The 13,427-nt window shown below is 74.5% G+C and carries 10 protein-coding genes; 2 read left to right on the forward strand and 8 right to left on the reverse strand.

Translation table 11 applies throughout. The features are described from left to right. Positions 1-23: 23 nt before the first annotated feature. The 3 genes from QBL21_RS12295 to QBL21_RS12305 form a co-directional block, all read right to left on the reverse strand. Entirely contained in the window at positions 24-2,099 is a 2,076-nt protein-coding gene (locus QBL21_RS12295; RefSeq protein ID WP_407562184.1) for a sulfatase, read from the reverse strand. 331 nt (positions 2,100-2,430) lie between these two features. Continuing rightward, on the reverse strand, positions 2,431-4,542 hold the full coding sequence (locus QBL21_RS12300; RefSeq protein ID WP_407562185.1) for a sulfatase-like hydrolase/transferase: 2,112 nt from the start codon (positions 4,540-4,542) through the stop codon (positions 2,431-2,433). A 149-nt stretch (positions 4,543-4,691) separates the two neighbouring features. Then, positions 4,692-5,561 carry a helix-turn-helix domain-containing protein gene (locus QBL21_RS12305; RefSeq protein ID WP_407562186.1) on the reverse strand — a complete coding sequence of 290 codons (870 nt, stop codon included), beginning with the start codon at positions 5,559-5,561 and terminating at the stop codon, positions 4,692-4,694. A 73-nt stretch (positions 5,562-5,634) separates the two neighbouring features. Here QBL21_RS12305 and QBL21_RS12310 point away from each other — a divergent pair, with 73 nt between their 5' ends. Continuing rightward, entirely contained in the window at positions 5,635-5,943 is a 309-nt protein-coding gene (locus QBL21_RS12310; protein ID WP_407562187.1) for a 4a-hydroxytetrahydrobiopterin dehydratase, read from the forward strand. 37 nt (positions 5,944-5,980) lie between these two features. Here the strand turns inward: QBL21_RS12310 and QBL21_RS12315 are convergent, their stop codons facing one another. The 4 genes from QBL21_RS12315 to QBL21_RS12330 form a co-directional block, all read right to left on the reverse strand. Further along, positions 5,981-6,706, reverse strand: coding sequence for a tyrosine-protein phosphatase (locus QBL21_RS12315; RefSeq protein ID WP_407562188.1), 726 nt, complete (start codon positions 6,704-6,706; stop codon positions 5,981-5,983). A 102-nt stretch (positions 6,707-6,808) separates the two neighbouring features. Continuing rightward, the gene (locus tag QBL21_RS12320; RefSeq protein ID WP_407562189.1) at positions 6,809-7,636 is read right to left on the reverse strand and encodes an aldo/keto reductase; all 828 of its coding nucleotides are present in this window, start codon (positions 7,634-7,636) and stop codon (positions 6,809-6,811) included. A 109-nt stretch (positions 7,637-7,745) separates the two neighbouring features. Beyond that, the gene (locus QBL21_RS12325; protein ID WP_407562190.1) at positions 7,746-9,569 is read right to left on the reverse strand and encodes an AMP-dependent synthetase/ligase; all 1,824 of its coding nucleotides are present in this window, start codon (positions 9,567-9,569) and stop codon (positions 7,746-7,748) included. A gap of 292 nt (positions 9,570-9,861) precedes the next feature. Continuing rightward, positions 9,862-10,722 carry an NAD-dependent epimerase/dehydratase family protein gene (locus tag QBL21_RS12330; RefSeq protein ID WP_407562191.1) on the reverse strand — a complete coding sequence of 287 codons (861 nt, stop codon included), beginning with the start codon at positions 10,720-10,722 and terminating at the stop codon, positions 9,862-9,864. A 132-nt stretch (positions 10,723-10,854) separates the two neighbouring features. On the opposite strand from QBL21_RS12330, the gene QBL21_RS12335 reads away from it, so the two are divergent. Continuing rightward, the gene (locus QBL21_RS12335) at positions 10,855-11,694 is read left to right on the forward strand and encodes a helix-turn-helix transcriptional regulator (protein WP_407562192.1); all 840 of its coding nucleotides are present in this window, start codon (positions 10,855-10,857) and stop codon (positions 11,692-11,694) included. Here QBL21_RS12335 and QBL21_RS12340 read toward each other — a convergent pair. After that, a complete protein-coding gene (locus tag QBL21_RS12340) occupies positions 11,684-13,135 on the reverse strand; it encodes a lipase maturation factor family protein (RefSeq protein WP_407562193.1) in 1,452 nt (483 codons plus the stop codon). The two genes, QBL21_RS12335 and QBL21_RS12340, sit on opposite strands and share 11 nt — an antisense overlap. Between the last annotated feature and the right edge of the window lie 292 nt (positions 13,136-13,427).

Consider the following 13,427-nt stretch of genomic DNA (forward strand, 5'->3'; position numbering starts at 1 on the left):
CGGGGCGGCGGCCCGCGGCCGTCTCAGCGCACGAGCAGCGCCACGATCTTCCAGTTCGCGGTCTCCGGTGCGCCGACGCGCAGTTCGGTCACCCGGCCCGAGGCCCCGCCGTCGAGGACGAACTCCTCCCACTGGTACGCGCCCGCCGGCACCTGCGGGCCGGGCGGCAGGACCTCGGTCCCGTCCGCCGCCACGACGATCCCGGGCGTGGCGAACTCGTCGTCGCCGCGCAGCACGGAGACCGTGCGCCGGCCCGCGGGCAGCCGCAGCCGGAGCAGCGCCGCCGGCTGGTTGTTGACCATGTCGCGGCGGAGCACGTCCGGCGCGCTGCGGTCGCGGGACATGGGCGCCGGCGCTCCCGCCGCCCAGCCGTAGTCGGCGGACTCCGACCAGGAGGAGTCCGGGGACAGTTCGCGGTAGGAGGGGGTGAGCGGGGCGCCGGCGGGGCCGGCGTCGAGCGCGAGTGCCACGTCGTCGCCGTGCGGCACCGCGTACACCCGTACCGGCTCGCCCGTCACCGTCCGCCCGTCGATCCCGACGCGCGGCGTCAGCCCGTACGTGTCCAGCCGCCCCGCGGGCGCGCCGACCGCGGCCGGCGGGGTGACCTCCAGGTCGAGCACCGGGTCGGTGTCGAGGTCCACGCGCTGCCGCACGGTCGTCGTGGTCCAGCCGTCGGCCGCCGCCAGCGACACCGTGACCTCCGCGGCGGGCTCGCCGTCGGGGCGCAGCGCGCGGGTCAGCCGCACCCGTACCGTGTTGGGCCGGTCCGCGAAGAGCGGCAGGTCGGCGGTGAGTTCCACCGGCGGGCGCTGCTCGCGCGCGATGTCCTCCTCCAGCTCCGTCAGGAACTCCTGGAGCCGCGCGGTCACTTCCGGCTCCCGCGCGGTCAGGTTCACCGACTCCCGCGGATCCCCGTGCAGGTCGTACAGCTCCGGCAGGTAGCGCTGGTCCGAACCGCGCCGCCGGACGTGCAGCTTCCACCGGCCGTCGCGTACGGCCGCGGCCCGCTCGCTGAGGAAGAACGGCACCGGCGGGCGCCCCCGCAGCCGGGCACCGCGCAGCGTCGCCCCGAGGTCGGTGCCGTCCAGCGCCACGCCCTTCTCCGGCTCGATGCCGGCGAGCCCGCAGACCGTCGGCAGCAGGTCGAGGAAGGAGACCACGTCGTCGGACTCCCGGCCGCGCGGCACCGTGCCCGTCCAGCGGGCGATGAACGGCACCCGCACCCCGCCCTCGAAGACCTCGAACTTGCGGGCCCGCAGCCCGCCCGTCGAGCCCTCGAACCAGGGGCCGTTGTCCCCGGCGACGACGATCAGGGTCTCGCGCTCCAGGCCGCGGTCCTCGATCGCGTCGAAGAGCCGGCCGAGGTGGTGGTCGACGGACTCGATGGCGTCGCCGTACAGGCCGCCGCGGGAGCGGCCCGCGAACTCCGGCTCGACCGCCAGCGGCAGGTGCGGCATGGTCTCGGCGATGTAGAGGAAGAACGGCCGGTTCCCGGCGCGGTCGACGACGTCGATGGCCTCGTCGGTGAAGCGCCGGGTCAGTGTCGCCAGGTCGGCGTCGCTGTGCAGGGTCTCCACCGGCTCCTCGTCGCGCCAGACCTCGGTGGGGTACGTGTCCGCCGTGTACATCGCGTCGACCCCGAAGAAGGAGTCGAAGCCGTGCCGCGCCGGGTGGTGCGCGTCGAGGCGGCCCAGGTGCCACTTGCCGATCGCGGCGGTGAGGTAGCCCGCGGTGCGCAGGTATTCGGGGAGGGTCCGCTCCTGCGTGCGCAGCCCGTGCGGGTCGTCCCGGCTCAGCACTTCCGGGACCCCGGTGCGCGGCGGCACCCGGCCGGTGAGCAGCGCGGCGCGCGAGGGGCTGCACACGGGGGCGCCGGAGTAGCCGTGGGTGAAGCGGGTGCCCTGGCGGGCGAGCCGGTCGAGGCGGGGGGTGCGGATCAGCGGGTGGCCGTAGCAGCCGAGGTCGCCGTGGCCCAGGTCGTCCAGGACGATCATGATGACGTTCGGCCCGCTGCCCGGGGGCCGGGCGGGTCCCGCGGTTGCGGTGTGCAGGCCGGGCCCGCCGGCAAAGACGGGTAAGGCGCTCGCACCGAGCGTCATTGCCGATCCTGCGAGGACGTCGCGACGGCTGACCAAGGCGGACTCCCTTCGGGCGCCGGCGCGTCGGGAGACCGGCAGTTGCCGCTGATCCTGCGACTTCGGCGGCCCCTGCGTCAAATAAGAGCGTATTACAGGTTTATGAAGGCGTGTGAGGGGGAATTCGCGGGCGCGCGTCGGGGTAGGTCGGAGACGGGGCACCGCGTTGGCGGCCCCGGCGCCGCCGGGGTCCGGGGGCGGTGGTCTGTGGTGACAGAAGGCGGCGATGGAAGGCGGCGGTGGGGGGTGCGGACGTACGGCCGCCGCACCCGGCGCCCGCGGGACCGCAGCCGCGTCAGTGCACCACCAGCGCCACGAGCGTCCATCTGTTGCCCTCGACGCCGCTCAGCCCCAGCTCGATCGTCCGGCCGCCGGGCCCGCCGTCGAGGATGAACTCCTCCCAGCGGTACGCCCCCGCGGGCAGCCGCGGGCCCGGCGCGCCCACCACGATCCCGTCCGCCGCCACCGTGAACCCGTGCGTGGGCCGCTTGTCGTCGCCGCGCAGCAGCGAGATCCGCCGCCGGCCCGCGGGCAGCCGCAGCCGCAGCACCGCCGCCGACCGGTCGCGGACCACGCCGCGGCGCAGCGGGTCGGGGCCGTCATGGGCGCGGGACTCCGGCGGGGCGGAGACCCAGCCGAACCCGGCGGCCCGGTCCCAGGCGGTGGCCGGGGTCAGATGGCGGTACGAGGGCAGCGCCGGGCGGCCGTCGGGGCCCGCGTCGAGCGCGAGGGCCGCGTCGCGGCCGTGCGGTACGGCGTGCACCTGCACGTCGGCGCCCGTCACGGTCCGCCCGTCGAGGACGACCCGGGGGGTGAGCCGGTACCCGCGCAGCCGTCCGGCGGGGGCGCCGGCCGAGGCCGGCGGGGTGACGTCGACCTCGACCACCGGGGCGGCGGCGAGGTCGACGGTCCTGCGCACGGTCGTCGACGTCCACCCCTTTGGCACCGCGACCGTCACCGCGACCTTCGCCCCGGTGCCGCCGTCCGGCTTCAGCGCGCGCGACAGCCGTACCCGCAGCGTGTTGGCGCGGCCCGCGAACAGCGGGGGCTTCGCGGTGAGCGCCACCGGCGGGCGCCGCTCCGCGGCGACGTCCTCCTCCAGCCGCGCCAGGAACGTCCGCAGCCGCTCGGTGACCTCCGGCCGGCGCGCGGCCAGGTTGGCCGCCTCCTGCGGGTCGGCCTCCAGGTCGTACAGCTCCGGCAGGAAGCGCTGGTTCCGGCCGCCCCGCCGGACGTGCAGCTTCCAGCGGCCGTCGCGTACCGCCGCCGCCTTGCGGCCGAGGAAGAACGGCACCGGCGGGCGCTCGCGCAGCCGGCCGCCGCGGAGCACGGTGCGGAGGTCGGTGCCGTCGAGTTCGACCGCGGGGTCGGGCGTCACGCCGGCGAGGCCGCAGAGCGTCGGCAGCAGGTCGAGGAACGACACCACCTGGTGCGACTCCCGGCCGCGCGGCACGGTGCCCGTCCAGCGCATGAGGAACGGCACCCGCACCCCGCCCTCGTAGAAGCCGGACTTGCGGCCGCGCAGCCCGCCCGTGGAGCCCTCGAACCAGGGGCCGTTGTCGCTGGCGACGACGACCAGGGTGTCCCGTTCGAGACCGCGCTTCGCCAGCGCGCGGAAGAGCCGGCCGAGGTGGTGGTCGACGGACTCGACGGCGTCGCCGTACAGGCCGCCGCGGGAGCGGCCCGCGAACTCCGGCTCCACCGCCAGCGGCAGGTGCGGCATGACCTCGGCGAGGTAGAGGAAGAACGGCCGGTCGCCGGCGCGGTCCACGACGTCGATGGCCTCGTCGGTGAACCGGCGGGTCAGCGTCGCCAGTTCGGCTTCGTCGCGCACGGTTCCCACCGGGGCGCCGTCGCGCCAGAGTTCGGTGGGGTACGAGTCCTCGGAGAACATCGCGTCTACGCCGAAGTACGAGTCGAAGCCGTGCCGCGAGGGGTGGTGCTCGTCGAGTCGGCCCAGGTGCCACTTGCCGATGGCGGCGGTGTGGTAGCCGGCGTCGCGCAGATAGCCGGGGAGCGTCTTCTCCCGGGCCCGCAGCCCCTTCGCGTCGTCGCGGCTCAGCACCTTGTGCACGCCGGTGCGCGGCGGCACCCGGCCGGTGAGCAGCGCCGCGCGCGACGGGCTGCACACGGGGGCGCCGGAGTAGCCCTGGGTGAAGCGGGTGCCCTGGCGGGCGAGCCGGTCCAGGTTCGGGGTGTCGATCAACGACGAGCCGTAGCAGCCGAGATCGCCGTAGCCCAGGTCGTCCAGGACGATCAGGACGATGTTCGGGCCGCGGCCCGGCGGCCGGGTCGGGTCGGGGTCGGCGACCGCCGCCCGGGCGTTGGGGGCGCCGGCGGACAGCGGTAAAGCGGTCGCGCCGACCGCGACCGCGGACGTGGCAAGGACTTCGCGACGGCTGGCCATGACGGCTCCCTTCAGGCGCCGGCGCGCTGGAAGGGACCGGCAGTCGTTGCCGCCGATCTTGCGTTAAGACAGAACTTCCGTCAAATAAAGGTCTTCTAAAGGTTTATGAAAGCTTGCGGGTGGGAACTGCTCTGTGCTCTGCGGGTAAGTCAGGAGCCGAGCTGCTGGCGCAGGTACTTCGTCGTCTCCGGATCCGCGGGCAGCAGCGTCTCCAGCGCCAGCTCCGAAACCGTCACGTCCATGGGCGTGTTGAACGTGGAGATGGTGGAGACGAACGACAGTACGTGGCCGCCGTGCTCCACCCGCAGCGGGAGTGCGAACGGGGCGCGCCCGCCGACCTCCTCGACCTCCTCGGCGCCCGCCTCCGGCGGCAGCGGGTAGGCCGCCACCTCGTCGTACAGCTCCTTCAGCGCGGGCGAGCGCACCAGCGAGAGCTGACGGTCCATCTGGTGCAGCAGGTGCGCCCGCCACTGCGGCAGGTTGCGGATCTTCCTGGCCAGCCCGTCGGGGTGCAGCGTCAGCCGCATCGCGTTCAGCGGCGGGCGCAGCAGCTCCTCCGGCACGTCGTCGAGGACCAGCAGGATGCCGCGGTTGGCGGCCACCACGTTGTACGCCCCGTCCACCACCACCGCGGGGAACGGCTCGTGCGCGGCGACGAGCTGCTCGACGCCCTGGCGCAGCTCGGCCATCGCCGGGTCGTCGAGCGGCGTCTCGGGGTAGTGGGGCGCGTAGCCGGCGGCGAGCAGCAGCGTGTTGCACTCCCGTACGGGCATGTCCAGGTGCTCGGCGAGCTTGAGCACCATCGCCTTGCTCGGCCGAGACCGGCCGGTCTCGACGAAGCTGATGTGGCGCGCCGAGGAGTCCGCGCGCAGCGCCAGCTCCAACTGGCTCAGCCCGCGGCGCTCCCGCCAGCCGCGCAGCAGGGCGCCGGCGGTGGCGCCGCCGTCGGGGCCGCCCGTACGGGGCGGGTCGCCGCCGGGAGGCGTGCCGGGGGTGACGGGCAGGCCGGGGGTCGTCATGTCATCGACGGTAACCGAGTGCCGCGGGGTACTGTCGGCCGGGAACCGCCCCGCCGCGAAGGGAGCCCCTCGCATGGCCGTCGAACCGCTTTCCCCCGAGGACACCGAGGACCGGCTGACCCGGCTGCCGGGCTGGTCGGTGGCCGAGGGCGAGCTGCTGTCGCGTACGTACCGCTTCGGCTCGCATCCGGACGCCGCGGCGATGGTCGCGGAGGTCTCCAGGATCCAGGAGGAGCTGGGCCACCACGCGATGCTCACGCTCGGCTACAACACCCTCGACGTCGCCGTCAACACCCACAGCGTGGGCGGCCGGGTCACCGAGCTGGACTTCGACCTCGCGCGCCGGATCGACGCCGTCGCCCCGGAGCACGGCGCGAGCTGACGCCCGAGCCGTCCCGCCGCTCCGCCGTCCCGCCGCTTCACTCCGCCGCGAGCAGCCGCTCCCGGGCCGCCGTGATCGTGGACTGAGGCAGCCCGGCCCCGGCGAGGTAGGCCGCCGCGTCGAAGCCGGCGTGCGTGTCGGTGATGACCTGCGTCGCCGTACGCCCCGAGCGGGCCTGGATCTCGGCGATCTCCAGCGTCTTGTCCGGGTAGCCCAGGACGGCCGCGGCCCGCCGGTGGTTGGGCCCGCTGAGCAGGTAGTCGGCCGCGATGTCCGCCGCGGCCACCCCGGCGAGCGCCAGCAGCACGAACGAGGCGAAGCCGGTGCGGTCCCGGCCGGCCGTGCAGTGCACCACGACGCCGCCCGGCGGGGCCGCGGCGACCTCGCGGACCACCGACGCCGCCACCTTCGGGACGTACTCCAGGTACGCGGCCCAGGTCAGCGGGGTCCCTTCGAGGTGGCCCCACTCCCGCCACCACCGCACGTTCCCGGCCAGCTCGTCCACGGGCACCCGCACCAGGCCGACCGACTCCGGGCGCGCCTGCCGCGGGCGGTGGTCGGTGTCGTTGCGCAGGTCGACCACGGTGCGTACGCCGTGGTCGGCGACGGCGGCCCAGCCCGCCTCGGTCAGCCCGTCCAGGTTGTCGGCGCGCACCAGCGCGCCGCGCCGGGTCCGGCGGCCACCGGCCGCGGCGAGCCCGCCGAGGTCGCGTACGTTGAAGCAGCCGTCCCAGTCCAGCTCGCGTCCGGCCCGTGCAGCCATCTGATCCCCCTGGATGATCGACTTCCGGTCGCCCCCTCAGACGCAGTTGCGGGTGCAACGGTTCCGAGCGGGACGACCGGCGGGCCGGGGGAGGGGGACGCGTCAGTTCACGTCGTCGGGGTTGTCGCCGATGCGGTTGCCCGCGTCCAGGCCCGCAATCGCCCTGAGGTCGGCGTCGTCCAGCTCGAAGCCGAAGACGTCGATGTTCTCCCGGATCCTCGACGGCGTGACGGACTTGGGGATGACGACGTTGCCGAGTTGCAGATGCCAGCGCAGCACGATCTGCGCCGGGCTGCGGCCGTGCTTCTCGCCCAGCTCCCGCAGCACCGGCTCGTCCAGCAGCCCCTTGCCCTGGCCCAGCGGCGACCACGCCTCGGTGGCGATGCCGTGCGCGGCGTGGAAGGCGCGCAGGTCGGCCTGGGCGAAGTCCGGGTGCAGCTCGATCTGGTTCAGGGCGGGCGCGACCGTGCCCTCGTCCAGGAGGCGCTGGAGGTGGGCGGGCTGGAAGTTGGAGACGCCGATCGCACGGGCGCGCCCATCGGAGTAGATCTTCTCCAGGGCCCGCCAGGTCTCCACGAACTGGTCCTTCGCGGGGGCCGGCCAGTGGATCAGGTACAGGTCGACGTGGTCCAGGCCCAGCCGGCGCAGCGACTCGTCGAACGCGCGCAGGGCGGCGTCGTACCCCTGGTCGGAGTTCCACAGCTTGGTGGTGACGAACAGGTCCTCGCGCGGAACCCCGGCGCCGGCCAGGGCCTTGCCCGTGCCCCGCTCGTTGCCGTAGATGGAGGCGGTGTCGATGCTCCGGTAGCCGGCGTCGATCGCGGTGCGTACCGCGGTCTCGGCCTCGTCGTCGGGCACCTGCCAGACGCCGAAGCCGAGCTGCGGCATCGCGACGCCGTTGTTGAGGGTGGTGGTCGGAACGTTGCTCACGTGGGATGCATCCCTCTTCGTCGAAAAAAGTCGTACAGGCGGTTCGCCCTCCCGACGCTAACCGCGATCGCCCGCCTCGGCATTCCCTTGAACACCATCCGGACCGGGGCTACGTCTGGTAAAGAGCCTCGACCTCGTTCGCGTACGCCATCTCGATCGCCTTGCGCTTCAGCTTCAGCGACGGCGTCAGCAGCCCGAGTTCCTCGGTGAACTGCACGGCCAGTATCCGGAAGGTGCGGATCGACTCCGGCGGCGACACATGCGTGTTCGCGGCCACCACCGCCCGCCGGATCTCGGCCTCCAGCTCACCGTCCCGCACCAGCTCGGACGGTGTCATCGACGGCCTGCCGCGCATGAGCTGCCAGTGCGCGACGCCGTCCGGATCCAGCGTGACCAGCGCCGCGACGTACGGCCGGTCGTTGCCGACCGCCAGGCACTGCGAGACCAGCGGGTGCGCCCGCACCCGCTCCTCCAGCGGCACCGGCGAGACGCTCTTGCCGTTCGACGTCACCAGCAGCTCCTTCTTCCTGCCGGTGATCGTCAGATAGCCGTCCTCGTCGAGGCTGCCCAGGTCGCCGGTGGCCAGCCAGCCGTCGCGCAGCGCTTGCGCGGCGCCGGCGCGGTCGCCGACGTAGCCGGTGAAGACCTGCGGGCCGTGCAGCCAGACCTCGTCGTCGGGGGCGATGTAGACGGTGATGCCGGGGATGGGGATGCCGACGGTGCCGTAGCGGGGGCGCTCGGGCGGGTTGGCGACCGCCGCGGCGGTGGTCTCCGTCAGGCCGTAGCCCTCGATGACGGTGATGCCCGCGCCGGCGAAGAACAGCCCGAGCCGGCGCTGCATCGCCGAGCCGCCGGAGAAGACGAAGCGCGTCCGGCCGCCGAGCGCCGCGCGCATCTTGGCGTAGACGAGCTTGTCGAACACCTGGTGCTCCAGCCGCAGCGCCGGGCTCGGCCCGCGGCCGGCGTCGAAGGACCACTCCTCGCGGGCCCGGGCGTGCCGGACGGCGACGTCGGCGGCCCTGTCGAAGACGGCGAGCCGGCCCTCCGTCTCGGCCTTGCGGCGGGCGGCGGCGTAGATCTTCTCGAAGATGTGCGGCACGGCCAGGATGAGGCTGGGCCGGAACGCCTTGAGGTCCGCGAGCAGCACCGGCGCCGACGGGTCCGGCTGGTGGCCGAGCTTGACCCCGCCGCGGACCGCGGTGACCTGGATCATCCGGCCGAAGACGTGCGCGAGCGGGAGGAAGAGCAGGGTGGCGGCGGGCTCGCCCTGGTGCGGGCGGAACAGGGCCTCGTAGCGCACCAGGATGTTGTCGGCCTCGGCCATGAAGTTGGCGTGGGTCAGCTCGCAGCCGCGCGGGCGGCCCGTGGTGCCTGAGGTGTAGATCACGGTGGCGGGGGAGTCCGGGGTGACGGCGAGGCGGTGGCGCTCGACCACGTCGTCGTCCAGGTGCGCGCCGGCGGCGCTCAGCTCGTCGAGGGCGCCCTCGTCGATCTGCCAGAGCATCGTGAGCCGGGGCAGCTTGTCGATCACCGAGCCGACGGTCATCGCGTGGTCCGCGTGCTCGACGACGCAGGCCACGGCGCCGGCGTCGTGCAGCATCCAGTACGCCTGGTCGGGCGCGGAGGTCGGGTAGACGGGCACGGGCTGGGCGCCGATCGACCAGAGCGCGAAGTCCAGTTGGGTCCACTCGTACCGGGTCCTGCACATGATCCCCACCCGGTCGCCGAAGCGCAGCCCCGCGGCGAGCAGCCCCTTGGCGAGGGCGAGCACCTCGTCGCGGAACGTCCCGATCGTCACGTCCCGCCAGCGGCCGTCGACCTTGCGGGCGAAGGCGACCCGCCCGGGGTCCTGCGCGGCCCGCTGGAAGACCGCGTCCGCCAGCCCCCCCGACTTCGGCGCATCGGCCAGGGGAGGCACGGTGAACTCGCGCAACGCTTTTCTCTCCTTGGACGGTGGGGCGCCCGGCGCGGCGACCGTACCCGAGGAGGCCCCTGATCTGCGGTCCTCCATCACCTCTGCACGGAACCTCTGCGAGGGGCGCACGTCCCGGCTCGTCGGGAAGACGAGTGGCGGGTCCAGCATGGCGCGGCGCGCGGAGGTTCGGGGCGGGGACGGGGAAAGAGCGAGGTGCGGGGGTGCGGGGACGCGCGGGGGCCCGGTTCGTACGCCGCGGACGGCGATCTCGTACGAACCGGGCCCCGCTCCCGTCCCGCGCCGCCGTCCCCTACAGCGCCCCCGCGTCCCGGGCGGTCCACAGCGACGGGTATAGCGGCCGGAAGCCCAGCTCCGCGCGGATCCGCGCGGTGGAGACCACCCCGTGCCACGGGTCTTCCGACGCCCGCTCGGCCATTCCCTCCGGGACCGGCGCGCCGACCAGGTGCAGCAGCTCCAGCGCGCTGACCGGCGCGTCGTCGGCGACGTTGTAGACCCGGCCGGCGATGCCGGGGGTGCGCAGCACCCGCCACAGCGCCTGGGCGACGTCCGCCTGGTGCACCATCTGCACCCGCTGGTGCGCGGCCATGTGCGGGGTCCAGCGCAGCGATGCCTCGATGTGCCCGTCGCCCTCCCCGTAGACGAACGCCAGCCGCGCCACGCGCACGTCGAGGCCGCGCTCGCGGTGGAGTTCCAGCAGTCCCTGCTCGGCGGCGGTCTTCGACCGCGGGTACGCGCCCGCCAGCGGGCCGTCCGCGCGCGGCTCGTCGGTCTCCACGGCGGGCCGGCCGCGGCCGGCGCCGTAGACGAGGTTCGTGGAGACGAAGACGAAGCGCCGCACGCCCTCGGCCGCCGCCTCCGCGCCGAACGCGAGCGTCGCGTCGCGGTTGACCGCGTACGCCTCCTCGTCCGGCACGTCGCGGAACGCCGCCGCGACGTGCACCACGTCCCGCACCCCGGCCAGCGCCCTGCGCCGGTCGCCGGGCTCGCGCAGGTCGCCGACGACGAGCCGGGCGCCGAGCCTGGCCAGTTGCGCGGCGCGTTCGGCGTCGCGCACCAGCAGCCGCACCTCGTCGCCGCCCGCCCACTGGAGCAGCCGCGGTACGAACCGCTGCCCGACCGCCCCCGTCGCTCCCGTCACCAGCACGCTCATCGTCACTCCGCTCCTCGTTGCGCCTCGGTCCCCGCCACCCTGCGGCCGGTTCGCCCGCGGCGGGAGAGACGGCTTCATCCGGGGACCGGCGGTCCCTGGCTGCGGGTGCACCGCTGCGGCACCCTTGGCGGTATGGACAGAACGGAACTGGCCGACTTCCTGCGCCGCAGCCGCGCGCGGCTCACCCCCGCGGACGTCGGCCTGCCGCCGGGGGCGCGGCGCCGCACGCCCGGCCTGCGCCGCGAGGAGGTGGCGCAGCTCGCCGGGATGTCCGCCGACCACTACACCCGGCTCGAACAGGCGCGCGGCTCCCGCCCGTCGCGCCAGATGCTCGCCGCCGTCGCCCGCGGGCTGCGCCTCGGCGACGACGAGCGCGACCACCTGTTCCACCTGGCCGGCGAGGAGCCGCCGCGCGCCCGGGGCGCGGGCGCGCACGTACGCCCCGGGCTGCTGCTGATCCTCGACCGGCTCACCGACACCCCGGCGCAGGTGCTCGCCGACTGCGGCGACGTGCTGGCGCAGAACGCCCTGTCCCGGGCGCTGTCCGGGGACGCCGCCGACCGCGCCGGGGACGGGCGCAACATCGTCTGGCGGTTCTTCGCCGAGCCGGACGGCCGCGCGCTCATCCCGCCGGAGGACCGCGCGGACGTCGCCCGCCGCGCCGTCGCCGACCTGCGCGCCACCCTCGCCCGGCGCCCGGACGACGCCCGGGTGACCGGGCTGGTACGGCGGCTGCGGGCGCGCAGCGCTGAGTTCGCGGCGCTGTGGCAGGCGCACGACGTGGCGGTGCGGCGCCGGGAGGTCAAGCGGTTCGTCCACCCGGTGGTCGGGCTGCTGGAGCTGGACTGCGAGGTGCTGCTGAACCCGGACCACGACCAGCGGCTGGTGGTCTACACGGCGCGGCCGGGCAGCGAGTCGTACGAACGGCTGGAGCTGCTGCGGGTGGTGGGGCTTCAGCGGCTCACGGGCTGAGGCCCGCCGGTCCCCGCTCCGCGGCGGTCACGGGCGGGGCGTACTCGCGGACGAACTCCCGCCGCCACCACGCCCGGGTGCGGCGCAGCTCGGCCCGGTCGGTGAACTCGTACCGGAACAGCCGGGCGCGTACGCTGCCGGGCGGCCGGTCGGGGAACGGGTTGTGGCCGAGCAGCCGGAGCGTGTCGCGGTCGCCGTCGAGCAGCCGGGTGAGGAAGGCGCCGAACCACCGCTCGGCGTACGCGGGGGAGAGCGCCGCGAACCACATCAGCCAGTCGAGCCGCAGGTGGTACGGCGCGAACTGCCGCGGCAGCCGCCGCGGATCGCCGGGCTTGCCCCTGAACCCGTACTCCCGCCACCGGCTCGCCCCGGTCGGCCGCGGGTCCGCCGTGCCCTCGACGACGATCTCGTGCCGTACGCGGGTGATGCTGCCGAAGGCGCCGTAGGTGTTGACGAGGTGGAGGGAGTTGAACGAGGCGTTCATCCGCTGCCGCCGGGAGAGCAGGTTGCGGGCGGGCCACCAGCTCAGCGCCAGCACGAGGGCGGTCACGGCGAAGACCGCGACGGTGAACCAGGCCGGCGTACCGCCGGACTCCGGCGGCCCGGGCAGCGGCGTCAGGTCGGCGACGAGCCGGCCGTCGACGGCGGTCAGGGCGATGAGGATGGTGATCCAGTTGAGCCAGGCGAAGTTGCCGGAGAGCACCAGCCAGAGCTGGGTGACGACGATGGCGGCGGCAGCCCAGGTGGCGACGGGCTGCGGCGTGAACAGCAGTACCGGCAGGCCCAGTTGGGCGACGTGGTTGGCGGCGGCCTCGACGCGGTGCAGGGGGCGGGGCAGGTGGTGGAAGAACCAGCTCAGCGGCCCGGGCATCGGCTGCGTCTCGTGGTGGTAGTAGAGGCAGGTCAGATTCCGCCAGCACCTGTCGCCGCGCATCTTGATCAGCCCGGCACCGAACTCGACCCGGAACAGCAGCCAGCGCAGCAGGAAGAGCACCAGCACGGGCGGCCCGACGGTGTCGTTGCCGAGGAAGATCGCGAGGAAGCCGGCCTCCAGCAGCAGCGACTCCCAGCCGAACGAGTACCAGACCTGGCCCACGTTGACGATCGACAGGTACAGCAGCCACAGCACCGCCCACAGCAGCATCGCCGCCCACAGCGGCACGGCATCCGCCGCCCCGCCCGCCACCGCGGCGGCAACCACGGCACCGCCCCAGGCGACGGCGGCGAACAGCCGGTCGGAGTAGCGCACCTGGAACAGGCTCGGCGCCCGCCGGAACGGCACCCGCGCGGTGAACCGCGGCACGGGCAGCATGCCGCGCGCGCCGATGAGCGGCCGGAACTGCCGCGCGGCGGCGACGAACGCGACGACGTACAGCAGGGCGAGCCCACGCTGGAAGACCAGCCGGCTCAGCCAGTACCCCTCCGCCGAAAACCACTCCACAACGCCATCCGTACCACCACCCCCACCACCCCCACACCCGCCGCGCCGGACCGGGCGGACACCACGCCGCGGAGCGGCGATGTGTGGATCGTGGACCGCACGCCGGTGGGGTGCGGACGCTCAGGCGGGCCGTCAGCCCTCCTGGCTGGCCCGATGGGCGCGATACGGGTACGGCGCGAGGCGGACACCGACCCCCTGCCGCCCCCGGAACCGGTCATCCGGGCGCACCGCCGCCGCACGCCGTCAGGGCCATCGTGAGCAGCGCGACCAGCGTCCGCGTCCGCGTTCGCGT

Origin of the sequence: Streptomyces sp. 184 (assembly GCF_045781775.1) — a bacterium.
Classification (GTDB): Bacteria; Actinomycetota; Actinomycetes; order Streptomycetales; family Streptomycetaceae; genus Streptomyces.